This window comes from Streptomyces racemochromogenes, from assembly GCF_044129415.1.
In the GTDB taxonomy this organism is placed as follows: domain Bacteria; phylum Actinomycetota; class Actinomycetes; order Streptomycetales; family Streptomycetaceae; genus Streptomyces; species Streptomyces racemochromogenes_A.
Window position 1 is genome coordinate 20,306 of sequence record NZ_JBBDHD010000033.1, and the last position, 24,324, is coordinate 44,629.

Sequence of the window (24,324 nt, forward strand, 5' to 3'; positions counted from 1 at the left end):
GAAGTGGGGTGAGGGAGGGGTGGGTGAGGGAGCGTCAGGCGGTCATGCCGGTACTCCGGTGGGGAGGCGGGCGGTCTCCTCGTAGCGGCCGGCGAGGCCGTGGGCGCCGAGGAACGACAGCCAGCGGGAGGCCTCGCGCGGGGTCTCCGCGGCCCGGTTGAGCCCGGCGGGCAGGGCGCCGGCGAGGATCCGCGTGACCCCGTAGGCGACGGGCAGGGAGACGCAGCGGGCCATCGCGGACTCGTCCGGGCCGCCGGTGAGGTCGAGCAGGCGGGAGCCGCGCCAGCGCTCGCCGGATCTGGTGCGCAGCTCCAGGGAGACGGACAGCACGACGCGGTCGCGGTCGTCGGGGCCGGCCGGGTGGCGGGCGGCGAGGTCGTACGCCAGGGCGCGGACGGCGCCGGGGTCCCCGGCGGAGACGGTCTCGAACACCTCCTTCCAGGCGTCGTGCCAGCCGGCGTTGCGCAGGGTGCCGCGGACGAAGGTGTCGAGGTGCCAGTAGTACGGGATGCCGTACTGGGCGACGAAGGGGAGGCTGTCGCGGTTGGGGTAGGCCTCGAACTCCTCGCCGTCCAGGGTCAGGGGGGCCGTCGCCTCCCAGGGCCGGGGGACGGTGATCTCGGCGCACCCGGCGATGTGGCGGGCCGGGGTGCCGAGGGCGGCCAGGACCCCGTACGGGGCCCAGCTGAAGCGGTAGCGGAACGGTCCGGGGACCGCCGGGAGCCCTCCGCAGTGGGAGGTGAACACGGCGGTCGCCGGGGAGGGGCCGAACGCCTCGCGGGCCCGGGCGACGAGGTCGTGGGCCATGAGGTGGTCGATGCCGGGGTCGAGCCCGGCCTCGGTGAGGACGACGGTACGGGCGCGCGCGGCGGTCCGCTGCGCCTGTTCGGCCAGCTCCGGGGAGGTGTAGCTGGTGCAGGCGAAGTGGGCGCCGCGGTCGGCGGCCAGGCCGAGCAGGGGGGCGTGCTCGGTGGCCGGGAGCATGGAGACGAGGACGTCGCCCGCGCCCGTTTCCGCCGCCAGGGCGGCGGGGGTGAGGGCGCGGACCTCGGCGCGGCCCGCCAGGCCGAGGGCGGCCAGGCGGGCGGCGGCGCGCTCGGCGGTGCGGTCCCACAGGACCACGCGCCGGGCGCGTTCGCAGACGAGGGAGAGGCCGGAGCGTCCGGTGGACAGGCCGGTGCCTATCCAGTGGACGGTGCCGGACGCGGGGGCCGCGGCGGCCGCGGCTAAGTCAGATGACAAGGGGTGCCTCCTGGGCTTCGACGGCCGTCCGGTAGGTGTGCAGGGCGCGGGCCCAGACGCCGTCCCACTCGGCCAGGCGCAGCAGGTGCGGGGCGAGTTCGGCGGAGAAGGCGGTGCTGGCCTCGACGGGGAGGAGGGAGGGGAGGTTGTCGATGGCGATCAGGTCGAGGGGGCGCCCGCCGTCGCGCAGGGTGCGGACGGGGGTGTCCCAGGTGGTGGTCTCGTCGTAGACGGGCAGGACGTTGCAGTCGGAGGTGACGTCGCAGGTGACGTCGCAGACCAGGGAGAGGCGGCGGTCGGTCTCGTCCAGGTCGGCCTTGGTGAGGAACGGCGGGACGGGGGTGGTGGTCAGGACGGTGTTGACGAGCAGGTCGTGGCCGAGGAGGGCCGCGCGGTCGAGGGCGCGGGTCTCGGCGAGGTCCCAGCGGGTGGGCTCCAGGCCGGCCTGGACGAGGGCGTCGCAGGCGCCGCGCCCGCAGCGGCCGAGGGCTCCGATGACGAGGGCGGCGGTGGTGTCGCCGTCCGCGGCGGTGGAGGCGAGGAGGGCGTCGAGGGCGGGGCGGTCGGTGGGGACCAGCGGGGCGGTGAGGGCGCGGCGGTGGTGCAGGACGGCGAGGGCGGCACCGACGTAGCCGGCCCAGTAGCCGAACGCGGCGACGCGGCGGCCGGCTTCGTCGGTGAGGTACTCCATGTCGAGGAGGGCGCCGCCGCCGGCGGTGAAGCGGGCGAGGAGCTCGCGGGCTCCGGCCTGGCCCTTGTAGGCGTGCCCGAAGTAGATGTGCCGGTGGCGCAGGGCGGGGGCGGCGGGCCCGGCGGGCAGTTCCTTGAGGCCGAGGACGTACGCGTCGTCGGGGGCCTGGGCGTGCCAGGAGTCGGTGGGGGCGGTGGCGCAGCCGGCGGCGGTGTAGTCGGCGAGGGGGAAGGCGCGCTGGGCCGACTCCTCGACGGTGATGCGGATCCCGGCCTCGACGAGGCGGGCGGCGTCCTGCGGGGTGAGGGGGGCGCGGCGTTCGGTGCGGCGGGCCTCGTGCCGCATCCAGAGGTGAGCGGTGTCCGACATGATGCGTTTTGTCCTGTCTGGAGGCATGGGAGTGGCCGACCCCCGGCCTGATCGCTGTGGCGGGGGCTGCGTCCTGGGCGTTCACGCCCCTACAGGAGCGGGATCCGGGCGTTCGCCAGAGGGCGGTAGGCGGGGGTCGTCGTGGTGCTCCAGCCTGCCCTGCGGAGTTCGCCCACCACGGCGGTGGCGAGGGCCGTCGCCAGCTCCCCGCCCGGGCAGCGGTGGGCTCCCGCGCCGAAGGTGAACACGGCCGGATTCACCCGCCCGGGGGAGAGCGCGTGCGGGTCGGGGTTGACGGCGGGGTCCCGGTTGGCGGCGGCGAGGACCACGAGGACCTGCTGTCCCGGCTCCACGGTGGACCCGGCGTGGGTGAACGGTTCGGCCGCGAAGCGGCGGGTGTTCTGGACGGGGGCGTCGTAGCGCACCACCTCCCGCACGAGCGCCCCGGTGTCGGGGGCGTCGGCGCCCCGGGCGAGGGCGACGAGGGTGTTGCCGATGAGGCCGGCGGTGGCGTCGTAGGTCTGGGAGAGGAACCCGATGGCGTTGGACAGCAGCGGCCCGGGATCGGTGCACCCGGCCCGCTCGGCGGCACCGACGAGCTCCCGCAGCAGCCCGTTCGCCCGGCCGGCGGCGTACGGGGCTCCGGCGACGGACCCCCGGTGGACGCCTGGGCAGACCCCCGGCGCCCCGCCGCCCGTAGCCGCCCGGAGACCGGCCGCCGTACCGGCCGCGCCCTGCCGGCCCGCTGCGGGCCGGGCGGCAGGCGCCGCGTCCGACGCGGAGGCTCCCGAACCCGGCGTCCCGCCGCCCGTACCCGGTCGGGAGTCGCGCAGCGGCGCCGGCGCGGAGCCGTCCGCCGGGCCGCAAGCCCCGGCCTCCCGGCCGCCCGTGGGCCCGGGCGGAACCGTCGGGCCGGAGGCGGGCGAGGCGTCGGGGGCGGCGCCTGCCGGCCCCGGGCCGCACGCCGTGTCCTGCGCCGAGGCCGCCGGGGCCGACGTCAGGGGCGGCCCGAGGAGTTCGCGGAGCCGGACCGCGGCACGGGCGGCGGCGCGGTGGTCGGCGGACGTGGCCGTGGCGGGGATGCAGCGGACGAAGTCGCCGATCGCGGCGGCCGCTTCGCGGTCGGCGCCCTCCGTGAGGCCGGACAGGGTGGCCACCACCCGGGCCGGGATCCCGAACATCAGCTCTTCGCAGGGGACGTCGCCGCCCCGCGCCAGCGCCTCCCGGGTGTACCGGGCGGCCAGCGCGCCGGCCCGCCCGAGGTCGGCGCGGGCCAGGGCCTGTGCCACGACCCCCTTGAGGCGGGCCGCCGCCGCGCCGTCCGTCATCCGTACGAGCTCGCCGAACACCTCCCCGGCCGGCGTCCCCGCGATGCCGGCCGGGACCGGCTCCGCCACGGGCCGTACCCGCAGCGCGCCCGCGCCGAGCACCGCCCGCACCGCGGCCGCGTCCGCGGCCACCCACGCCCCGAGTGCCTCGTCGAAGGCGAAGGGACGCTCGGCCACCAGGCGCGCGTAGAACGGGTAGGGGTCCGCGAGGCGGACGGCCTCGACGGGGGTGGGGGTGACGGTGCCGGCGGCGCTCACTGCTGTCTCCTCGTTGAACGGTGGTACGGGGGTGAGGCGGGTGGTACGTGCCCTCAGGCGGCGACCCGGGCGGCCCTGCGCATGTCCAGCGACCCGGCGATGGCCATCCGCAGGACCTCCGACGTGCCCTCGTAGATGCGCAGCGAGCGGATCTGCCGGTACAGCCGCTCGGTGACGGAGTCCCGGACGATCCCGGCCGCGCCCAGCAGCTGGACCGCGGAGTCCACGACGTCCTGCGCCGCCTCGGTGGCGTGCACCTTGGCGATGTTGGAGTGCCGGGCGAAGCGGCGGCTGCCCCGGTCGGTCTCCCAGGCTGCCCGGGCCACCAGCAGCGAGGCCGCGTTCAGCTGGACCTCCATGTCGGCGAGCCGGGCCTTCACCAGCTGGAGGTCGAAGAGCACGGACCCGTACGCCTCCCGCGCCAGTACGTGCGCGAGCGCGGTGTCGAAGGCGCGCCGGGCGAAGCCGAGGGCGGCCGCGCCGACCGTCGTGCGGAACCGCTCCAGCAGGTCCACGGCGACCACGAACCCCTTCCCCGGCCGCCCCAGCACCGCGTCGGCCGGCAGCCGGCAGCCCTCGAAGGCCAGGTGGGCGAAGGAGCGCGGGGCGATCGCGTCGACCCGCTCCACCCGCAGCCCGGGGGTCGCGGCCGGCACCAGGAAGGCCGACAGGCCCAGCGGGCCCGGGCCCTCCCCGGTCCGGGCGATGACCACGAACACGTCCGCGATGGTGCCGTTGGCGATCCACGCCTTGCGGCCGCCGAGCACGTACGAGCCGTCCGGCCCGCGCACCGCCTCCAGCCCCACCGACGCCAGGTCGGACCCGGCCTCCTTCTCGGAGACCGCGAACGCCCCGATCAGGGTGCCGGCGGCCATCCCCGGCAGGTAGCGGCGGCGCTGCGCCTCGCTGCCGAAGCGCAGCAGCGGGGTCGCGGCCAGCGCCTGGATGGAGAAGGCGAAGTCGGCCAGGTCCTCGGCGTAGGCCAGGGCCTCGCGGCGCAGGCACACCGCCCGGAAGTCGTCCACCGGGACGCCCCGCGGATCCAGTTCGGACAGCCAGCCCGCCGCGCCGAGGGCGCGCACGAGGCGGCGCCCGGCGTCGTCCGGGCCGAGGGAGCGGACCTCCTCCCACAGGACGCGGTTGCTGTCGCACCAGGCCCCGGCCGCCGCGGCCAGGCGGCGGTGGGAGTCCTCGTAGAAGGGGAGCGCGAGCACCTCGGGGTCGAAGCTCGTGGTGGGTTCCATGGTCCGGCTCCTCAGATGACCAGCTCGACGGGGGTGCCCGCGTCCTCGGCCGCGGCCGCGCGCACCCGTTTGACCAGGGCGTGTTCGATGAAGAAGGCGAAGGAGGCGTAGCCGCGCCAGATCCGCCGCCACTCGCGCTGGACGGCCTCCTCGCCGGAGAGGTGGCGGACCTCGTCGAGGTAGGCGACGACGATGTCGGCGGACTGGCGGGCGTGGCCGGCGGAGAAGTTGTCGATGGACAGGTGGGCCTCTTCGTAGGAGACGTCCAGGCCGTGCCGGCGCAGTTTCTGGATCTCGTGCATCCGCATCGCGCCGAGGCCGAACATCTCGATGCCCAGGTTGTAGCCGAGGATCTCGTTGTAGAGGCTGTCGGGGAAGAGCGACAGGCAGAGCTGGTGGATGGAGAAGCCGTACAGGTGGTCGGGCAGGTCGCCCTGGTGCAGGAAGGCCTCCTGGCGGATGTGCGGCAGGTCCATGTCCATGCTGGCCAGGACCTGGTGGATGAGCGTGATGTGGTTCTTGGCGGTGTCGCCGCGGCCCATCTCGTCGGCGTAGATGGCGAAGAGCATGTCGTCGCTGCGCCGGCCGCGGCGGCCGAGGTTGCCGACGCGGTGCGCCCAGGTGCCGTCGATGAGGCTGCCGAGCGCGTACGTGGACTGCTCGAAGACCACCTCGTCGCGGGAGGGGATCTCGACGAGCGGCTCGTACGGGTCGACGAGCTTGTCCCGGTAGATCCGCTCCACCCGCTCCAGCAGGGCCTCGGGGGTGTACGGGAACCAGGAGGCGTCGGTGAGCAGGCCCTCGGCACCGTGCTCGAAGAGGATCTCGGCCTCGGCGAGGCCGGCCTCGGCGCGGGCGCGGGCGAGCGGCAGCACGCTCGGGTGGTGTTCGAAGTTGACGAGCCGGTGGAAGAACCGGCGGTGGTCCTCGGGGCCTTCGGGTTCGCCCACCAGGATGTCGGCGGGGTCGGCGGCGGCGAGCCGGTCGCTCCAGTGGCGGGCGGGCGCGTCCCCGGCGGTGGCGGGGACGAGGTCCGCCCCGGCGGGCTCGCCGTCGGCTACGGCGCGGGCCCAGGCGGTGAGGACGGCGGCCTCCGACTCGTCGAAGACGCCGAACATGGGGCCGCCGAACTTGACGGCCTTCAGGAAGCGGCAGGGGCCGCCGTCGCGGGCGGGCTTCAGCCGGCGGGAGGCGCGCAGTTCGCGGACGAAGGCGGCGGCGTCGAGGTCGCCGGTGTCGAGCCAGTCGGTGAGCCGGCGGTTGCCCAGGCGCACGGAGTGGTGCTGGCGGCCGGCGTGCGGGGCGTGGCGTTCGACGATCCGGGCGACCTTCGCGTCCAGCGACAGCCCGTCGTGCCAGGCGGCGAGTTCGGCGAGGGCGGCGGTGTGCTCGCGCTCCAGGCGAAGCAGGAGGCGCACGGCGGCCAGCGCGCGGCGGCGGTCGGCGGGGCCGGTCGGGGAGTCCTTCGTGAAGGCCAGGTAGGTGGCGAGCACGGGCCGGACGTCGCTCTCGGTGAGCATCGGCTCGGTGCCGAGGAGGAGTTCGTCGAGGCCGAGGGCGTGGGCGGCGTAGTGGACGCCGACGACCTCGGGGAGGAAGGAGGCGGGCAGCCGGGACAGGGCCAGGTGGAAGGCTCCGTGCAGAGCGGTGAGCGGGCGGGCGCCGGCCTCGTCGAGGAAGGCGGCGGACTCCACGCCGGGGAGGTGGACCCCGTGGCCGATCAGGGCCCGGCGGCGGCGGCCGAGGAGGCCGGCCTCGGAGGTGCCCTCGCCCTGGAGCAGCCAGTGCTGGCCGAAGAGGCGGCCGACGATCTCGGCGGGCTGGGTGGCGGCCTGGGAGAGGGTGTCGAGCCAGCAGCCGCCGGTCAGGGCGAGGGGGGCGCGCTGGCGCAGCACGGCGGCGCGGACCTCGGGGTCGGGGTGGGAGCGCAGCGGGCCGAGGACGGCGGCGAGTTCGGCGCGGGCGGCCAGGACGTGGGCGGCGACGGCGTCCGCGTCGGCGTCGGGTCCGGGGGCGGCGGTGCCCCCGTCCGCGTCCTCGTCGTCCGGGCCCAGGAAGGCGGCGAGGACGCGGCGGGCGGCGAGCAGCACGGCCTCGCTCTCCTGGTCGGCGATCAGGCGCCGGAAGAGCCCGGCGGGCGGCCCGGCGGTGATCCGGGCGGCTTCGGCGGCCCCTGCCGGGGAGGCCTCGAAGGGGCCGGAGGGCAGGGAGGTGGTGAGGTCGGGGAGGGAGAAGGCGGGCGCGTAGTAACTGCGCGCCATGTCGAGGGAGGTTTCCTCGTCGGGGGTGAGGGGCGCGCTCATGCCGGAAGTCCTTCGGGTGCGGTCGCGGTTCGGGGCGCGGGGTCGGTCGGGTCGGAGGGCGGAGCGCCGGGGGTGCGGGCGGCCGTCGGCAGCGCGCGGAGCAGGACGGCGATCCGTACGCCCGGGACGCTGGACGCCAGCAGGTAGTGCCCGTGGGGCTTGAGGGCGCCGTCCCGGGCGCGGTCGACGAGGTTGATCAGCGGGTCGGCGGCGAAGCAGTGGCCCACGCGCGGGATGTTGTCGAGGAAGAGCTGCTCGCGGGTGAAGCCGGCCTGGCGTTCCTTGAGGACGACGAGGGGCTTGTGGAGGTTGGCGTGGAACACGCCGTGGATGTCTCCGGTCTTCATGCCGGCCTCGTCGAGGATCCGCCGGTTGACCTCGCGGGCGAGGTCGGAGCTGATCTCGTTGGACCAGTCGAGTCCGGCCGGGTCCTGGGCGCCGGCGCCCGCGACGACCTCGTAGGCGTCGGGGCCGAGCGGGTCGGCGCTGATGAGGCAGGAGGCGGCGCCGTCGCTGAAGAGGGCGAAGTTCTCCATGCGGACGGACTCGTCGGTGATCCGGTCGGCGGTGACGACCATGACGGTGCGGTGCATGCCGGAGGCCACGTACGCCTGCGCGGTGCGGATCCCGGCGAGGAGGTTGGCGCAGCGGCCGAGGGTGAGGCCGGTGAAGGCGGCGGTGCCGAGCCCGGTGGCGGCCATGACGTTCTCGACGAAGGCGCCGTGGGTGCGGGGGCCGCCGGGGAAGCGGGTGGAGCACAGGATGAGGCAGTCCACGTCGGCGGGGGCGGCGCCCGCGCCGTCGAGGGTGGCACGGGCGGTCTCGGCGGCGAGGGTCTCCAGGGACTTGGCCGTGCGGTGGACCGAGCCCCAGCCCCACAGTTCGGCGCGCGGCGGCATGCCGAATCGGCGGGCCCGCTCGCGCAGGCCCTCGATGGTGGTGTGGTCGCAGCGGAGCTCGCCGAGGACGTAGCGGGGCGCGGACAGGTGGACGGCGCCGGGGGCCGGTCGGTCCCCCGGGCCGGCGGGCGCGGTGGGTGTCGCGTACGGAAGGCTCACGGTGCCGGATCGCTCTCTCGGTCGGCGGCGGACGGGGCGTTCGGGGCGGGGGCGGCGGACCCGGTGGCGGGCGGGGCGGCCAGCAGGGCGTTGGCCTCGGCGTACGGGAGGGCGTCCGCGCCGAAGCCGAAGGTGCCGGACCCGGTGATCTCGCGGGCGGCGCGGGTGAGGGCGCCGAGCGCGGCGCGGGACAGGGCGGATCCGGTGCTGATCCGGCGGACGCCGAGGGCGCCGAGTTCGGCGACGGAGAGCTTCAGGGCGCCCGTCATCAGGACGTTGACGGGCCGTGAGACGGCGGAGCAGACGGCGCGGATCGCCTCGGCGTCGGGCAGGGCCGGGGCGTAGAGCACGTCGGCGCCCGCGGCCTCGTACGCGCGCAGGCGGCGGATGGTGTCGTCGAGGTCGGGGCGGCCCAGGAAGAAGTTCTCGGCGCGGGCGGTGACGGTGAAGGGGAAGTCGAGCCCCTTGGCTGCCTCGACGGCGGCGGCGACGCGTTCGACGGCCTCGTCGAGGGGGCGCAGCGGGTCCTCGTCGCGGCCGGTGGCGTCCTCGATCGAGCCGCCGGACAGGCCGGCCGCGGCGGCGAGCCGGATGGTCTCGGCGACGTCCTCGGGCCGCTCGCCGAAGCCGCTCTCCAGGTCGGCGGTGACGGGCAGTCCGGTGGCGTCCACGATGGCGGTGGCGTTCGCGAGGAGTTCCGCCCGGGTCAGCCGGTTGGCACCGTCGGGGCGGCCGAGGCTGTGGGCGAGGCCGGCACCGGTGGTGGCGAGGGCGGCGAAGCCGAAGGAGGCCAGGATGCGGGCGGTGCCGGCGTCCCAGGGGTTGGGGACGACGAAGGGGCCGGGGCGGGTGTGCAGGTCCCGGAAGGCCTCGCCGCGCCGGAGCCGGGCGGCGGGGTCGGTGCTGGGGCGGGTGTGGCTCATGGGTGTCCTCGCAGGGGTGGCGTCGTACGTCGGGCGGGTCGTCAGATCAGCTCAACGTACTCATCACCAGGGACGATCGGTCCGGAAGCGACCGGCCTCGTCACCTTCGCGGCCACGGCCGCCTCGTGGGCGAGGGAACGCAGGAGGGAGGTCGCGGCGTCCGGCCGGTCCTCGAAGTAGAAGTGGCCGCCGACGGCCCAGTGGCGCTCGGGCGGGGCGGCGCACTCGCGGGACCAGGGGTCGAGCGCGGCGGGGTCGACGTGCGGGTCGTTCGTGCCGTTGAGCAGGGTGACCGGGACGGTCAGGGGCGGGCCCGGGCGGTAGCGGTGGGCGGCGACCATGCGGAAGTCGGCCCGCAGGTGGGGCAGGAGGAGTTCCTGCACGGCCTCGTCCTCCAGCACCTCGGGCGGCAGCCCCCCGAAGTACCCGACGGCCTCGGCGAAGGCGCGGCCCTCCAGCCGGGCCGTCTCGACGACGCGGGGGGTGGGCAGCAGCGAGGGGGCCGCGCAGCCGGAGGCGACGAGGCCGGCGAATCCGCGTGCGCCGTCCAGCCGGCGGGCCACCTCGAAGGCCAGGGCCGCGCCGAAGCTGTGGCCGAACAGGAGGAAGGGGCGCCGGCCGGGGGTGTCGTCGGCGATGGCGGCCGCGGCGCCGTCGGCGAGGGAGGCGAGGGAGGCGGGGGCCGGCTCGCGGAAGCGGTGGCCTCGGCCGGGCGGGCAGACGGCGGCGAGCAGCGCCTCGCCCTCCAGGGCGGGCTGCCACCCGAGGAAGGTGCGGGGGTTCCCGCCGGCGTGCGGGAAGCAGTAGACGCGGACGGCGGCGGGGGCGGGGCCTGCGGCGGTCTCGGAGGTCAGGAACCAGGGGGAGGCAACCACGAGGATCAGCCATTCCTTTGCCGGTCGGTCAGTGGCGGGAGGTGATGCAGTGCAAGTCGGGGCGTCGGTGGGCGATCAGTTCCAGCCAACGTCGTTGGTGGAGGTGGGGGTGGGCGCGGGGGTCGTCCCGGGCTGCGGGTTGTTCCAGCCGACGTCGTCCGTCTCACCGTTCTCACCGGCGGCGACGTGCGGGTTCACGAGGTTCCAGCCGACGTCGCCGGAGCGCAGGTGGCTGACGCCGCCCGCGGGGGAGGCGTCCTGGGCGGCCTGGGTGGCGAAGCCGGTGACCGCCGTGCCGAGCCCGAGGGCCACGCCGGCCGTCGCGAGAACCACGCGTCGGCGGATTCCCGAAACGCGGTTGGCCGGACGAGTCACCATGCGGTTCTTCCCCATTTTGCCCAGTCCCCTCAAGTCGTTTCGCGTTTGGACATTCCTGGAACGCCAAACCGAGGCGGTAGCCGGGTGGTCTCGATCTCCGGTGCGCCTTCTCGGTGTTCGTTCCTGCGGTGAGACCAAATCTCCCCTGCCCGCTTGAGAGGAACTAGACCTACGATGGCTCCGGTTTACGCATTGCGGGAACCCACGGGGTCTCAACCGCCGCAAACAGCTCCATACCGGACAGACAGGGGTGGGTAGTGGACGTAGTCAAATACGTCAAAACCGCACAGAGCGGTGCACCTGAGGAGCTGTGCAAGGCCGGGGCGGGGGAACCGCAGGCCTTCTTGCGGGAACTCGCAACGCACCTGGGCCTGCTCGCGCAGGAGGCCGCGCAGCAGGCGGCGCGCCCGGCGCAGGCGACGGCCGCCGAAGCCCCGGCCGAGGAGGTGGTCGGGCCCGGCGTGCGGTACCTGCACGGCCTGGGCAGCATCTCGACGGCGATCAACGAGGCCCTGGGCTCGGTCCGGCGCGACATCCTGACGGCACAGCCCGATGGGGCGCGGCCGAGCGCGGTGCTGAAGGACGCGCTGGAATCCGTACGCCGGCAAATCTCGGCGGGCATCGCGATGCGGACCCTGTATCAGCACACCACGAGATTCGACGAGGCGACGAAGGAATACGTCCGCGCCGTAACGGAATATGGCGCTCAAGTACGGACGCTCGAAGAATTCTTCGACCGTCTGATCATCGTGGACGACGTCGCCTTCATTTCGGCGAACGAGGACCGTACCACGGCGATCTCGATTACCGAACCGACCATCGTACGATTTCTGCGCGACACGTTCGACAAGGCCTGGGACCGGGCCAAGCCCTTTCCCTTCGTGCCCCTGCACGCCGCGAAGGCCGCCGACGAGGTGGTCCCGGCGATCCGGGAGTCGATCAGCCGGCTGCTGGTGGAAGGGTACTCGGACAAGGCCATCGCGCGCCGCATAGGGATCAGCGAGCGCTCCCTCCAGGCCCATATCGCGGCCATCAAGCAGGAACTCGGCGCGCACAACCGATTACAGCTCGGATACCTCCTGGGCCGCAACGAGGCCACGTACGTGCTGTGACGGGGCGGGCTACGCCGCGTTCAGGTAGGTGAGGACCGCGCGGACCCGGCGGTTGGTGTCGTCGTCGTCGGTGATGCCGAGTTTGCCGAACAGCGAGGTCGTGTACTTGCTGATGGCGCCCTCGCTGAGGAACAGGCGGCGCGCAATGGCGTGGTTGGACAGGCCCTCCGCCATCAGGCCCAGTACGGAACGCTCCCGTTCGGTGAGGCGCTCCAGCCCCCGGTCGGGGGCGCCTCCCCTGAGCAGCTTCGCGATGACGGCCGGGTCCATGGCGGTGCCGCCCGCCGCGACCCGTTCCAGGGAGCCGATGAACTGGTCGGCGTCGAACACGCTCTCCTTGAGCAGGTAGCCGACGCCCCCGCTGCCGTCGGCCAGCAGTTCGCGGGCGTAGAGCTGCTCCACGTGCTGGGAGAGGACGAGCACCGGCAGGCCGGGGATCTCGGCGCGGGCGGTGAGCGCCGCGCGCAGGCCCTCGTCCGACTGGGTCGGGGGCATGCGGACGTCGACGACGGACACGTCGGGCCGGTGCGTCCGCAGGACGTCGAGGGTCTCGGGCCCGGTGGCGGCGGTGGCCACCACCTCGTGCCCGAACGCCTCGATCAGGCGGACCATCCCGTCGCGCAGCAGGTACAGGTCTTCGGCTACGGCTATGCGCATGGCACGGCCATCCTGACACGGGTCGGCCCGCCGTGGGGGCTGGTGATCGCCAGGGTTCCGTCGAAGGCGGCGAGGCGGCGGCCCAGGCCCGCGAGCCCTCCGCCGGGCCGGGCGTCGGCGCCGCCCCGGCCGTCGTCCTCGACCTCCACCACGAGGCCGTTCTCGTCCCGTACGAGGGAGACGTGCGCGCGGGCCGCCCCGGCGTGCTTGACCGCGTTGGTGAGGAGCTCGGCGACGCCGAAGTAGACGGCGGACTCGATCGGCGGATCCAGGCGCAGCGGCCCGCCGGCCCGGACGGCCACGTCGAGGGGGACGTCCAGGGCGAGCGCGCGGACGGCGTCGACGAGCCCGCGCTCGCTGAGGACGGGCGGGCTGATCCCCCGGATGAGCTCGCGGAGTTCGGTCAGCGAGGCGGCGGCCCCGGCCCGCGCCTCCCGCATCAGCGCCCTGGCCTGTTCGGGGTCCCGGTCCATCAGCGCCTCGGCGGTGGCCAGGGCGAGCCCGAGCGCGACGAGGCGGGCCTGCGCCCCGTCGTGGAGGTCCCGCTCGATGCGGCGGATCTCGGCGGCCTGCGCGACGGTGGCGTCGGCGCGCTGGGAGGTCAGCTCGTCCACGCGTTCGGCGAGCACCATCGCGCGCGAGGGGGCCAGGAAGCGGACGGCCACCCGGTGCAGGGACCGCCAGGCGTACGGGGCGCAGCCGACGGCGACGGCCAGCGCGCCGGCCCCGGTGGGACGGGCGGCGGTCCCGGAGCCGGCCAGGCCGAGGACCGCGACGGCCAGCGCGGCCGGCGGGACGGCGGCCACCACCCCGGCGGTGAACGGGGCGATGACGGCGAAGCGCAGGTCGCGCCAGGTGGCGGGGTCGCTCCACCACAGCCGCATCCGCTGGTCCATGACGGCGTCGCGGCGGCTGCGCTCGTAACTGAAGCCGTTCCACCAGTACCCGGTGGACAGTTGCATCACCGGCCCGGGCTCCCGGTACCCGGCGGGTATCGCGGTCCCGGTCCACCGCGCGACGAGGGAGCGGACCGCCCGGCAGACGGTCCGGGCCAGGGCGAGGGTGCCCGCGCACACGATCACCGCCGGTCCGATCCACGACCACGGGTGCGCGGCCCCGCACCACACCGCCAGCCCCACGGCGGCGGCCCACACCGCCGGCACCAGCAGGCAGACGGCCGCGGCGACGCACGCCCGGCCGAACCCCGCCCCGGCCCGCACCGCCCACGAACCCGCACGTCGCATGACTCCCCCTCGTCTCCGGTCCACTCCCCCACTGTGCACGGCCCGCGCCCCGCGAAGCCCCGGCCCGGACCGGGAGTGGGGCTGGACCCACCCCCCTGTGGGTCCAGGCCGATACCGCGCGCCGCGGCCGCTCCGTAGCGTCGTGACCATGGACACCACGGCAGCCACGAAGACGAAGAAGACGAACACCACCGACCCGGCCCTCCTCGACACCCCGGGCGCCCGGGCCGCCCTCGGCACGACGCGGACCTGCATCACCGTCTACGGCGCCGCCGCCACCGCGGCCCTCCTCGCGGTCGTCGCGGTGGCGGCCGCCGGCCACATGGTCAACCCGTTCATGTGGACCCGCGCGGCCCTCCTCCCCCTCATCGCCCTCCTCCTCCACCGCCTGGCGGCCTCCACCGCCCTGGGCTCGCGCCCCGCCTTCGAGCGGCTGCGCACGCTCACCGTCGTCTTCCCGGTCGCGATCGTCGGCGTGGACCTGATCCCGGGCGTCTGCCCCTGGTGGTACGCGGCGCTGCAGACCCTGTGCGTCCTCCCGGTCCTGCGCGTCGCCCTGGCGCTGCGCGGCCCGGCCCTGCGGGGTGCATTCCCCAAGAAGCCCTGAACCCGGCCTTGTTGATACGGGATGCTGGGCGCATGGCACCGACGTCCCACCCGGCCGGCCGGCCGAGCACCGCTGCGTGAACCTCACCGCCCTCCACCGTCGGCTGCTCGCCGACGTGATCACCATCGGCAGCCCGTACCCCCTGGTCATCACGGGCGGCTACGCCGTCCAGGCCCACGGCCTCGTCGAGCGGGCCAGCCAGGACCTCGACGTCGCCACGGAGAACCCCGCCCCCATGGCGGACATCGCCGCCGACCTCGCCCGTCAACTGGCCGACGGCGGGTGGCACATCACCGTCATCGGCGTGGACCCGCTGTCCGCCCGGCTGATGGCCACCGACCGCGGGGACGGCGGGCGGTGCGGGGTCGACGTCCTCAAGGAGAACCTCTGGGCCGCTCCCCGGGCCACCCCGTACGGACCGGTGCTCGCCTTCGACGACGTCATCGGCACGAAGGTCCGCGCCCTCGCCGACCGGGGTGCGGTCCGCGACCTCATCGACGTCCATGCCGCCGCCCCGCACCGCAGCCTCCCGGAACTCGAACGCCTCGGCCTGCGCCACGGCCGCGGCGCCTTCCGCCTCGACGACCTGCGCGACCGCCTGGCCGGCGCCGACTGGTACGACGACGAGGAGTTCGCCGCGTACGGCCTCGACGACGACGCCACCGCGGTCCTGCGCGCCTGGGCCCGGGACTGGGTCGCCGACCTCGAACCGAGGCTGGCCGACGACCGGGACGAGCAGCCCTGACGGAACGTCGCGAACGATCAGGATTCGAGAAGCGCGGTGCGCCCTGCCGCCTCTAGCCTGCTCGTCATGGACATCACCATTCACACGACCTTCCTCCCGCACGACGACCCGGACGCGTCGCTCGCCTTCTACCGCGACGTCCTCGGCTTCGAGGTCCGCAGCGACGTCGGCCAGGGCAGGATGCGCTGGATCACGGTCGGCCCGGCCGGCCGGGCAGGCACGTCGATCCTGCTGGCGCCGGCCGCCACCGACCCCGGCATCACCGAGGACGAACGCCGCACGATCACCGAGATGATGGCCAAGGGCACCTACGGGTGGATCCTGCTGGCCACCCCGGACCTCGACGCCGTGTTCGAGAAGGTGCAGGCCGGTGACACCGAGGTCGTCCAGGAGCCGACCGAGCAGCCGTACGGGGTCCGCGACTGCGCCTTCCGCGACCCGGCGGGCAACCTGGTCCGCATCCAGGAAGTGCGCTGAGCCCGCGCCGGCGAAGGGGAGGGTTCCCATGTGCAAGCCCGAATGGGGGCGCGCACGCGTCCAGGCGCAGCGCCTGGCCGATCTCGCGCGGCTGCGCCGCGTCCGCGACCGGATCGACGGCCGGTACGCGCGGCCGCTGGACGTGGAGGCGCTCGCCCGCGAGGAGCACCTGTCCGCCGGGGACCTGAGCCGGCGGTTCCGGGAGGCCTACGGCATGTCGCCGTACGCGTACCTGATGACGCGTCGCGTCGAGCGGGCGGCGGCGCTGCTGCGGCGGGGCGACCTCGGGGTCACCGAGGTCTGTTCCGCGGTCGGCTGCGCGTCGCCCGGCGCGTTCACCGCCCGCTTCACCGAGCTGGTCGGCATGCCGCCGGGCGCGTACCGGCGCCGGGCGTCCGCCGGTCATCTCGCCGCCGGGACGGTCCTCCTCCCGGGGGCCGGGCGGCTGCGGGAGACCGCCACACCGGTCAGACAGATCGCGCCGCCCAGGAGGGTGAGCCAGCCCGGGATCTCGTCCAGGGCGGCCCAGGCGATGAGGACGACGACCGCCGGGACCGCGTAGGTCGTCGCGCCCATCCTGCCGGCCGTGGTGCGGGACAGGGCGTAGGTCCAGGTGGTGAAGGCGAGGGCGGTCGGGAAGAGGCCCAGGTAGACCATGTTGAGCGTGGCCGACAGGGGCGCCTGCGGCAGCTGGGTGAGGAGCTGGCCGGCGAAGGGCAGGGTGCAGGCCGTGCCCACGAAGCAGCCGTACGTGGTGACCTGGATCGGGTCGGCGTGCCGCAGAGCGGGCTTCTGCGAGACCACCCCGGCCCCGTAGGCGAGCGCGGCGACCAGGCAGAGCAGGACCCCGGTGAGGGAGGAGGTTCCGCCCTTGGAGGTGGACATCCCCACGACCACGGCCCCGGCGAAGGAGACGCCCATCCCGGCCAGCAGCCTCGGCGGGAACCCCTCCTTCAGCAGCCAGCCGCTGAGCAGGGCGATGACGATCGGCCCGATGTTGACGACCATGGCGGCGGTGCCGGCGTCGACGCCCTGCTCGCCCCAGTTCAGCGTCACCATGTACAGCCCGAACCAGAGCACCCCGGAGGCCAGGATCCCCGGCCACGCCTGACGGGGCGGCAGCGGTACCCGTTTGACCAGCAGGACGGCTCCCAGGGCGACCGAGGCCGTGAGGAGGCGGCCGAGGGCGAGTGCGCCGGGGCCGTAGTGCTCGGCCGCCGCGCGGATGGAGACGAACGCGGAGGCCCAGAGCGCGACGGTGACGGAGGCGGCCGTGAGGGCGCGGTGGTCGATGCTGGAGTCGCCAGCCGGTTGGTCCATGCCCGTCAATGTATTGATGGATATCGGCCTTGCCTACGCGAATTCCCGCGCGATGAGGCCGTGTCAGGGCGCGGTCAGCAGGGCGCGCAGGCGTTCGGCGTAGGCCTTCGGGTGGCTGGTGTTGCCGTTGTGACCGCCGGGGAAGACGCGTATCTCCTCGCCCACCAGGTCAGCCAGTGCGGCGGCGCAGGCGCGGTCGAAGACGGTGGCGGGGGTGGTGGCGCCGACGGCGGGGATGATGCGGGTCGGGGTGGCGGCCAGGGCGGCCGGGTCGAGGGCGTCCTGGATGACCGCCGAGAAGTCGTGCTCGACGAAGTAGGCGAAGTTGGCGCGGCGCAGCTCGGTCATCGGCTGCGGTGTGAGCCCCGGTTCGGAGTACTTGCCGCTGGTGTCTATGCCGAGCACCCGGGCGGCCTCCCGCACGGTCGCGGGAAGTCCGGCCGCGCGGTGGATGTGCCGGAGCTCGGCCAGTTCCGCCTCGTGCCGGGCGCGGTCGGCGGCGGGCAGCAGGCTCGGCGCGACCGGTTCGTGGGCGACGAGGGTGGACAGCCGGCCGGGTTGCCGGACGGCCACGTGCAGGCCGATGACCGCGCCGATGCTGCACCCGAGCATCAGGGCGGGCTCGTCGGTGACGGCGTCGAGCAGCCGGCAGACGTCCTCCGCGTGCTCGGCGAGGGAGGTGGTCCGGCCGGGCTCCTCCGGACGGCTGCGGGACAGGCCGCGGCGGTCGTAGGTCAGGACGGTGAAGGCGTCGGTGAGGTGCGGGACGAGGTCGACGGTGCGGTCGGCGTCGCCCTCGCCGCTCTGGGAGATGAGCAACAGGGGCCCGGAGCCCTGGAGTCGGTGGTAGAGGGGGACGGACATGACGAGGGCGCTCCTTCGCTGGTCGGGCGGTGCGGGTCTTCGTCCCGCTTCCGCTCCGTGACCCGAAGGTAACCCATCATCATCGATACATCAAGAGTGATGAATCAATGATGATGAATCTCTTCTGATGTAACGTGGCCGGGTGGATGGAATCGAACTGTTCCTGCTGGGCCGGGCCCTGATGAAGCTCGGCGAGGAAGCCCTGCCCGAACCCCCCGGCGGAGCCGGGCAGTACGCGGGCGGCACCCGTTCCGTCGTCATCGTCGCGGGGGACATCGCCGCGCACCCGGGCACGACCGTCGGCGAGACGGCGCAGCGCACGGGGCTGCCGCAGAGCCAGGTCTCGGGCGCCGTCGCCCGTCTGCGCGAGGCCGGTTCGGTGGAGACGGCCCCCGACCCCGCCGACCGCCGCCGGACACTGGTGCGGCAGGCCCCCGGGGTCTCCGCGCGGGTGGCCGCCGTACGGGCCGCGGGCGCCTCGAAGGTCGAGGAGGCCCTCGCCCGGGCGTTGGGCGAGGACGGGGCAGAGCGGCTGCCGGAGGTGACGGCGGCCCTGGAGGTGCTCGCCCGGCACCTGGCGGTGCGCGGCGACCAGCCGCGCTGAGCCCGCCGGGCCGTCCCCGGTCAGGCCGCCGGAGGCCAGGCGGTCCGGCCCGTCAGGCCGTCGTGAAGGCCGCCACGTCGTCCGCGAGGGCCCGGGCCACCGCTTCGTGGTGCTCGGCCAGGTAGAAGTGGCCGCCGGGGAAGGCCCGGAAGGTGAAGGCCGCCCCCGTCAGCTCCCGCCACGCCATGGCCTCGGACAGGCTCGTCCGCGGGTCGGACTCCCCGCAGAGCACGCTGACCGGCGTGCGCAGCAGCGGTCCCGGCTCGTGGCGGTAGGTCCCGACGGCCCTGTAGTCGCCGCGCAGCGCGGGCAGGACCATCGCCCGCAGCTCCGGGTCGGCCAGCAGCCCCGCGTCGGTCCCGGCCAGTGCCCCGACGTGGGCGAGCAGGGCGTCGTCGTCCCGGGTGTGGAGGTCGTCGTGCCGCGCCACCAGCGGGGAGCGGCGGCCGGAGAGGACCAGGCCCCGCGGGCCCGCGCCGCCGCCGGACGCCTCCAGGCGGCGCGCGAGTTCGTACGCGAGGACCGCGCCCATGCTGTGTCCGAACAGCACCAGGGACCGGCCCCGCCAGGGTTCCAGGGCGCGTTGCACCTCGTCGACGAAACCCGCGACGGTGTCGGGGGACGGCTCCCCCAGCCGGTCCTGGCGGCCGGGGTACTGGACGGTGAGGACCTCGGCGTGGGCGGCGAGGTCGCGGGAGAGCGGGAAGTAGAAGGAGGCGCTGCCGCCGGCGTGCGGGAGGACGACGAGGACCGGTGCCGTGCCGGGCGCGGCCGGCGGGTGGAAGCGCCGGATCCAGGGGTCGTCGGCGGTCGTGCCGCGGGCGGCGCTCACCGGTCGGTCCCGTGCGGGGCGTCCGTCAGCAGGAGCTTCTTCTGCGGCTTGCCCATCGCGTTGCGCGGGATCGAGGGGACGAAGCGCACCTCGCGCGGGCGCTTGTGCACCGACAGGTGCGCGGCCACGAAGTCCGTCAGCTCGGCGCCGGTGACGCCCTCGGCGACGACGAAGGCCACGATCCGCTGCCCGAGGTCGGTGTCCGGGACGCCGACGACGGCCGCCTCGCTCACCTTGGGGTGGTCGAGCAGGGCGTTCTCGATCTCCCCCGCGCCGATCCGGTAGCCGCCGGACTTGATCATGTCGATGGAGGCCCGGCCCACGATGCGGTGGACCCCGTCCTCGGGATCGACGGCCGCGATGTCGCCCGTACGGAACCACCCGTCCTCGGTGTACGCGGCAGCGGTCGCCTCCGGACGGCCCAGGTATCCGGCGAACAGGGTCGGCCCGGTCAGCTGGAGTTCGCCGATGTCGGCGCCCGGCTCGGCGGCGATGCGCGTGCGGATGCCGGGCAGCGGGGTGCCGACGGTGCCGGGGCGCACCTCGCCGCCGGCGCGGCCGCTGACGGTGATCAGGGTCTCGGTCATCCCGTACCGCTCGACGGGCCGGTGGCCGGTCAGGCGCTCCAGGTCGCGGAAGACGGGGGCGGGGAGGGCGGCACTGCCGGAGACGAGGAGGCGGGCCCCGGACAGGGCGGCGGCGGCCTCCGGCGCGGCGGCGACGCGGGACCACACGGTCGGCACCCCGAAGTACAGGCTGCCGCCCGCGGCGGCGTACGCCTGCGGGGTCGGGCGGCCGGTGTGCACGAGGCGGCTCCCGGTGCGGAGGGCGCCCAGCACGCCGAGGACGAGGCCGTGGACGTGGAACAGCGGGAGCCCGTGCACGAGGGTGTCCTCGGCGGTCCACTGCCAGGCGGCGGCGAGCGCGTCGAGGTCGGCGGCGAGGGCGGCGGCGGTGAGGACCACGCCCTTCGGGGGGCCGGTGGTGCCGGAGGTGTAGAGGATGAGCGCCGGGTCCTGGGGCGTGGCGGCGCGGGGCCCGGTCGTCGTGTCGGAGCGGCGGGCGAAGTCGACGGTGGTCAGGGCGGCGCCGGAGTCCCGCAGGATGTGCTCGCGCTCGGCGGGGCCGGCGTCGGGGGGCAGGGGGACGAACGGCACCCCGGCGAGGAGCCCGCCGACGGCGGCGGCGACGGTCTCCAGGGAGGCGGTCGCGGTGACGGCGAAGGCGGGCGCGCCGGCGACGTCGGCGGCCACGGCGCGGGCGGCGCCCAGCAGTTCCTCGTACGAGGCGGTACGGCCTGCTACGGCGATGGCGTCGGCACGGTCGCCGAACGTGCCGTCTAGGGCGGTCAGCACGCGGTCACTCCCTGGGGTGGTGGGAGCCCAGGGTACGTCGCCGGACCGGACTCCCGGCCGAGCGGGGCTCGTCCCACCGGGAAGGGGAGGGCGCGGCCCGGTCGCGCCGGTCGGCGGCGGCCGTCGGCGCGTTCGGGTGCGCCGCCGGAGCGCTGCTGGGGATCGCCGCCGCCTTCGCCCGGTCCGGCGGCCGTCCCGGCACACGGTTCGCGGGGGTCGTGCGGGGCGTGGCCGAGGCCGCCGCGGCCACGGTGCGGTCCGCCCTCCGGTGGCCCGGCCCCGGACAGCGCGGGGCCCGCGCCCCCCGGGGGGCGCGGGCCTGAAGGAGCGGGCGGAAGGGGTCAGATGACGCCCTGGGCCAGCATCGCGTCCGCCACGCGTTCGAAGCCGGCGATGTTCGCGCCCGTCACGTAGTCGTCCGGGGCGTCGTAGCGGGCCGCCGTCTCGTGGGCGACGTGGTGGATCTCGCGCATGATGGACGCCAGTTCGTCCTCCACGCGGTCCCGGGACCAGGCCGCGCGGCCCGCGTTCTGGGACATCTCCAGGGCGCTGACCGCCACGCCGCCCGCGTTGGCGGCCTTGCCGGGGCCGAAGGCGACGCCGGCGGCCTGGAAGAGGTGGACCGCCTCGGGGGTGGTGGGCATGTTGGCGCCCTCCGAGACCGCCTTGACGCCGTTCGCGAGGAGCGCGCGGGCGTCGTCGGCCCCCAGCTCGTTCTGGGTCGCCGACGGGAAGGCCACGTCCGCCGGGACCTCCCAGACGCGGCCGCCGGGCACGAAGCGGGCCGAGGGACCGCGGCGGGCGGCGTACTCGCTGACGCGGCCGCGCTCGACCTCCTTGATCTGGCGCAGCAGCGCGAGGTCGATGCCCTTGTCGTCCACCACGTAGCCCTGGGAGTCCGAGCAGGTCAGCGGGTTGGCACCGAGCTGCTGGAGCTTCTCGATCGTGTAGAGGGCGACGTTGCCGGAGCCGGAGACCACGGCGGTAAGGCCGTCCAGGGAAACGCCCCTGACCGCCAGCATCTCGCTCGCGAACAGGACGCTGCCGTAGCCGGTGGCCTCGGGGCGGATCGCGGAGCCGCCCCAGCCCTGGCCCTTGCCGGTCAGGACACCGGCCTCCCAGCGGTTGGTGATGCGGCGGTACTGGCCGAACAGGTAGCCGATCTCGCGGCCGCCGACGCCGATGTCGCCGGCCGGTACGTCGGTGTGCTCGCCGATGTGGCGGTGCAGCTCGGTCATGAAGGACTGGCAGAAGCGCATCACCTCGGCGTCCGACCTGCCGTGCGGGTCGAAGTCGCTGCCGCCCTTGCCGCCGCCGATGCCGAGGCCGGTCAGGGCGTTCTTGAAGATCTGCTCGAAGCCGAGGAACTTCACCACGCCGATGTCCACGGACGGGTGGAAGCGCAGGCCGCCCTTGTACGGGCCGAGCGCGCTGTTGAACTCCACCCGGTAGCCGCGGTTCACGTGGACGCGGCCGCGGTCGTCCGTCCACGGCACCCGGAAGATGATCTGCCGCTCGGGCTCGACGAGCCGCTCGACGAGGCCGGCCTCGGCGTACTCGGGGCGCGCCGCGAACACGGGGGCCAGGGTGTCCAGGACCTCCCGCACGGCCTGGTGGAACTCGGGCTGGGCGGGGTTGCGACGCTCGATGTCGGCCCTCAGTACGTCCAGCCGCTGCTTCGGGTCGGTCACGTCGGATTCCTCTCCAGCGTCAGGGGCGGGCGTGCGGGCCCACGCGGGAGGGTACCCGTACGCCGGGTACCTGAGGAGGTACCGTCTCGCCAGTTGGGCCGGCCCCATCCGCCGTCCCGTCGGGTGGCTGGTTCCCGACCACACGGCGGGTGCGGCGCACGGCGGCGGGATCGAGGGGGGAGACCTGCATGGAGACGGCACGGTTCGCGGCGCTGCTCGCGGCGACGATCACGACGGGGCTGGTCAGCGGCCTGTTCTACGGGTTCTCGGTGGCGGTGATGCCGGGTCTGCGGGCCTCCGGCGACCGGACGGTGGTCGAGGCGATGCAGCGGATCAACGTGGCGATCCTCAACGGCTGGTTCCTGTTGGGCTATGTGGGTGCGCTGGTGTTCACCGGGCTCGCCCTGGTCCTCCGGCTCGCGGGCGGCGGGGGTGGTGGGACGGCGCCGCTGGCGGGGGCGTTCGTGGCGTACTCCCTGGCCGTGCTCCTCACCGCCCGGGTGAACATCCCGCTGAACAACGCCCTGGCGCAGGCCGGTCCGGCGGAGGCCGTCGCCGACCCGGCGGCCGTGCGCCGCGCGTTCGAGGGCCCGTGGGTCCGGGCGAACACGGGGCGCACGGTGCTGTGCACGGCGGCGTTCGGGCTGCTGGTGTGGGCCCTGGTCCTGCACGGGTAGCGGGCCGGGGAGTCGACCCCGGCCCGTCTCCCGGCGGGTGCCGGCCGCCGCGCGTCAGCCGTGGACGTGCAACGGCTTGCCCGCGAGGGCCAGGTGCGCCTCGCCCAGGGCCTCGGTCTGGCTCGGGTGGGCGTGGACGAGGCTCGCCACCTCCGACGGCAGGGCCTGCCAGTTGAAGATGAGCTGGGCCTCGCCGATCTGCTCGCTCATGCGCGAGCCGATCATGTGCAGGCCGATGACGGGGCCGTCGGCGAGCTGGACGAGCTTGACGTCACCGGCCGTCTTGAGGATCTTGCTCTTTCCGGTGCTGCCCGCGTTGAACCTGCTGACGACGACCTTGTCCTCGCCGTAGAGCTCCTTGGCCTTCGCCTCGGTGAGGCCGACGGAGGCGATCTCCGGCTCGCAGTAGGTGACGCGCGCGACGCCGTCATAGTCGATCGGGGTCACGGGCAGGCCCGCGACGCGCTCGGCGACCAGGATGCCCTCGGCGAAGCCGACATGGGCCAGCTGGAGGGTCGGGACCAGGTCGCCGACGGCGGAGACGGTCGGGAGGCTGGTGCGCAGCAGCTCGTCCACGACGACGTGGCCGCGCTCGACGGCGACGCCCGCCTCCTCGTAGCCGAGGCCGGCCGAGACCGGGCCGCGGCCGACGGCGACGAGCAGCACCTCGGCCTCGATCCGCCTGCCGTTCTCCAGGGAGACGCGGACGCCCGACTCGGTGTACTCGACGCCGGAGAACCGCGAACCCACCTCGAACTTGATCTTCCGCTTGCGGAAGGCCCGCTCCAGGGACTTGGAGATGTCCACGTCCTCGGCGGGCACCAGGTGGGGCAGGCCCTCGACGACGGTGACGTCCACGCCGAAGGACTTCCAGGCGGAGGCGAACTCGACGCCGATGACCCCGCCGCCCAGGATGATCGCCGACTCGGGGATCCGGTCGAGGAACAGGGCGTGGTCGGAGGAGATAACGCGGTCGCCGTCGATGGTCAGGCCGGGCAGCGAACGCGGCTGGGAGCCGGTGGCGAGGACGACGTGGCGGCCCTTGTAGCGGACGCCGCCGACCTCGACCTCGGTCGGGGAGACGAGGCGGCCCTCCCCCTCCACCAGGGTGAGGTTCCTGCGCGCCTTCAGGGTGCCCTGGAGGCCCTTGTGGAGGCCGGCGATGACACCGTCCTTGTACGCGTGGACCCCGGCTATGTCGACGCCCCCGAAGGCGGCCCGGACGCCGTAGGACTCGCTGCGGCGCAGCTCGTCGGCGACCTCGCCGGCGTGCAGCAGGGCCTTGGTCGGGATGCAGCCGTTGTGCAGGCAGGTACCGCCCAGCTTGCCCTTCTCGATGAGGACGACGTCCAGCCCGAGCTGGGTCGCACGCAGAGCACAGGAGTAGCCCCCGCTACCGCCACCGAGGATGACCACGTCGTACACGCCGTCGGCGGAATTCTCCATTTTGCTGATGCCCTTTCGTCTCCC

General features: G+C 74.7%; 23 protein-coding genes and 1 pseudogene. 7 read left to right on the forward strand and 17 right to left on the reverse strand.

The genetic code is table 11. The annotated features are described in order from the left end of the window. Window positions 1-42: 42 nt before the first annotated feature. The 9 genes from WDV06_RS15475 to WDV06_RS15515 form a co-directional block, all read right to left on the reverse strand. Window positions 43-1,242, reverse strand: a complete 1,200-nt coding sequence (locus tag WDV06_RS15475; RefSeq protein ID WP_395510321.1) for a saccharopine dehydrogenase C-terminal domain-containing protein — start codon at window positions 1,240-1,242, stop codon at window positions 43-45. Beyond that, window positions 1,232-2,302, reverse strand: coding sequence for a saccharopine dehydrogenase (locus tag WDV06_RS15480; RefSeq protein WP_395510322.1), 1,071 nt, complete (start codon window positions 2,300-2,302; stop codon window positions 1,232-1,234). Before WDV06_RS15480 ends, WDV06_RS15475 begins: the two co-directional genes overlap by 11 nt. Window positions 2,303-2,391: 89 nt before the next feature. Beyond that, complete coding sequence (locus WDV06_RS15485; RefSeq protein WP_395510323.1) at window positions 2,392-3,888, reverse strand: cytochrome P450; 1,497 nt, start codon at window positions 3,886-3,888, stop codon at window positions 2,392-2,394. Between the two features lie 53 nt (window positions 3,889-3,941). Continuing rightward, entirely contained in the window at window positions 3,942-5,132 is a 1,191-nt protein-coding gene (locus WDV06_RS15490) for an acyl-CoA dehydrogenase family protein (protein WP_395510324.1), read from the reverse strand. A gap of 11 nt (window positions 5,133-5,143) precedes the next feature. Next, window positions 5,144-7,435 (reverse strand): iron-containing redox enzyme family protein, encoded by a 2,292-nt coding sequence (locus WDV06_RS15495; RefSeq protein WP_395510325.1) that lies wholly within the window; start codon window positions 7,433-7,435, stop codon window positions 5,144-5,146. Further along, window positions 7,432-8,493 (reverse strand): beta-ketoacyl-[acyl-carrier-protein] synthase family protein, encoded by a 1,062-nt coding sequence (locus tag WDV06_RS15500; protein ID WP_395510326.1) that lies wholly within the window; start codon window positions 8,491-8,493, stop codon window positions 7,432-7,434. Before WDV06_RS15500 ends, WDV06_RS15495 begins: the two co-directional genes overlap by 4 nt. Next, a complete protein-coding gene (locus WDV06_RS15505; protein WP_395510327.1) occupies window positions 8,490-9,416 on the reverse strand; it encodes an isocitrate lyase/PEP mutase family protein in 927 nt (308 codons plus the stop codon). The genes WDV06_RS15500 and WDV06_RS15505 overlap by 4 nt, the downstream gene beginning before the upstream one ends. Window positions 9,417-9,457: 41 nt before the next feature. Further along, a complete protein-coding gene (locus tag WDV06_RS15510) occupies window positions 9,458-10,291 on the reverse strand; it encodes a thioesterase II family protein (RefSeq protein ID WP_395510328.1) in 834 nt (277 codons plus the stop codon). A gap of 75 nt (window positions 10,292-10,366) precedes the next feature. Further along, a complete protein-coding gene (locus WDV06_RS15515; RefSeq protein WP_395510329.1) occupies window positions 10,367-10,624 on the reverse strand; it encodes a hypothetical protein in 258 nt (85 codons plus the stop codon). Between the two features lie 302 nt (window positions 10,625-10,926). On the opposite strand from WDV06_RS15515, the gene WDV06_RS15520 reads away from it, so the two are divergent. Further along, window positions 10,927-11,781, forward strand: a complete 855-nt coding sequence (locus WDV06_RS15520; RefSeq protein ID WP_395510330.1) for a helix-turn-helix transcriptional regulator — start codon at window positions 10,927-10,929, stop codon at window positions 11,779-11,781. A gap of 9 nt (window positions 11,782-11,790) precedes the next feature. On the opposite strand, the gene WDV06_RS15525 is transcribed toward WDV06_RS15520, so the two are convergent. Further along, a complete protein-coding gene (locus WDV06_RS15525) occupies window positions 11,791-12,438 on the reverse strand; it encodes a response regulator transcription factor (protein ID WP_395510331.1) in 648 nt (215 codons plus the stop codon). Then, window positions 12,429-13,682, reverse strand: coding sequence for a sensor histidine kinase (locus WDV06_RS15530; protein WP_395510332.1), 1,254 nt, complete (start codon window positions 13,680-13,682; stop codon window positions 12,429-12,431). Before WDV06_RS15530 ends, WDV06_RS15525 begins: the two co-directional genes overlap by 10 nt. A gap of 148 nt (window positions 13,683-13,830) precedes the next feature. Between WDV06_RS15530 and WDV06_RS15535 the strand changes: the two genes are divergently transcribed. The 4 genes from WDV06_RS15535 (at window position 13,831) to WDV06_RS15550 (ending at window position 16,073) form a co-directional block, all read left to right on the forward strand. Then, a complete protein-coding gene (locus WDV06_RS15535; protein ID WP_395510333.1) occupies window positions 13,831-14,289 on the forward strand; it encodes a hypothetical protein in 459 nt (152 codons plus the stop codon). A gap of 76 nt (window positions 14,290-14,365) precedes the next feature. Continuing rightward, on the forward strand, window positions 14,366-15,034 hold the full coding sequence (locus WDV06_RS15540) for a nucleotidyl transferase AbiEii/AbiGii toxin family protein (protein WP_395510334.1): 669 nt from the start codon (window positions 14,366-14,368) through the stop codon (window positions 15,032-15,034). 66 nt (window positions 15,035-15,100) lie between these two features. Continuing rightward, window positions 15,101-15,511: a VOC family protein gene (locus WDV06_RS15545; RefSeq protein ID WP_395510335.1), complete on the forward strand. Its 411-nt coding sequence runs from the start codon at window positions 15,101-15,103 to the stop codon at window positions 15,509-15,511. 28 nt (window positions 15,512-15,539) lie between these two features. Continuing rightward, window positions 15,540-16,073 carry a helix-turn-helix transcriptional regulator gene (locus tag WDV06_RS15550; RefSeq protein ID WP_395510336.1) on the forward strand — a complete coding sequence of 178 codons (534 nt, stop codon included), beginning with the start codon at window positions 15,540-15,542 and terminating at the stop codon, window positions 16,071-16,073. On the opposite strand, the pseudogene WDV06_RS15555 reads toward WDV06_RS15550, so the two are convergent. Next, window positions 16,025-16,831: pseudogene (locus tag WDV06_RS15555) on the reverse strand (DMT family transporter); the annotation flags it as partial. The gene WDV06_RS15550 and the pseudogene WDV06_RS15555 overlap by 49 nt on opposite strands. A 63-nt stretch (window positions 16,832-16,894) precedes the next feature. Next, window positions 16,895-17,695 carry an alpha/beta fold hydrolase gene (locus WDV06_RS15560; RefSeq protein WP_395510337.1) on the reverse strand — a complete coding sequence of 267 codons (801 nt, stop codon included), beginning with the start codon at window positions 17,693-17,695 and terminating at the stop codon, window positions 16,895-16,897. A gap of 181 nt (window positions 17,696-17,876) precedes the next feature. On the opposite strand from WDV06_RS15560, the gene WDV06_RS15565 reads away from it, so the two are divergent. After that, entirely contained in the window at window positions 17,877-18,299 is a 423-nt protein-coding gene (locus WDV06_RS15565) for a MarR family transcriptional regulator (protein WP_395510352.1), read from the forward strand. A 52-nt stretch (window positions 18,300-18,351) separates the two neighbouring features. Here the strand turns inward: WDV06_RS15565 and WDV06_RS15570 are convergent, their stop codons facing one another. The 3 genes from WDV06_RS15570 to gdhA form a co-directional block, all read right to left on the reverse strand. Further along, the gene (locus WDV06_RS15570) at window positions 18,352-19,131 is read right to left on the reverse strand and encodes a thioesterase II family protein (protein ID WP_395510338.1); all 780 of its coding nucleotides are present in this window, start codon (window positions 19,129-19,131) and stop codon (window positions 18,352-18,354) included. Further along, complete coding sequence (locus tag WDV06_RS15575) at window positions 19,128-20,486, reverse strand: AMP-binding protein (RefSeq protein WP_395510339.1); 1,359 nt, start codon at window positions 20,484-20,486, stop codon at window positions 19,128-19,130. The genes WDV06_RS15570 and WDV06_RS15575 overlap by 4 nt, the downstream gene beginning before the upstream one ends. A 341-nt stretch (window positions 20,487-20,827) precedes the next feature. Next, window positions 20,828-22,177: an NADP-specific glutamate dehydrogenase gene (gdhA, locus tag WDV06_RS15580; RefSeq protein ID WP_395510340.1), complete on the reverse strand. Its 1,350-nt coding sequence runs from the start codon at window positions 22,175-22,177 to the stop codon at window positions 20,828-20,830. Window positions 22,178-22,365: 188 nt separating this feature from the next. Between gdhA and WDV06_RS15585 the strand changes: the two genes are divergently transcribed. Beyond that, window positions 22,366-22,854: an anthrone oxygenase family protein gene (locus WDV06_RS15585; protein WP_395510341.1), complete on the forward strand. Its 489-nt coding sequence runs from the start codon at window positions 22,366-22,368 to the stop codon at window positions 22,852-22,854. Window positions 22,855-22,908: 54 nt separating this feature from the next. On the opposite strand, the gene lpdA is transcribed toward WDV06_RS15585, so the two are convergent. Next, entirely contained in the window at window positions 22,909-24,300 is a 1,392-nt protein-coding gene (gene lpdA, locus WDV06_RS15590) for a dihydrolipoyl dehydrogenase (RefSeq protein ID WP_395510342.1), read from the reverse strand. Window positions 24,301-24,324 lie beyond the last annotated feature (24 nt).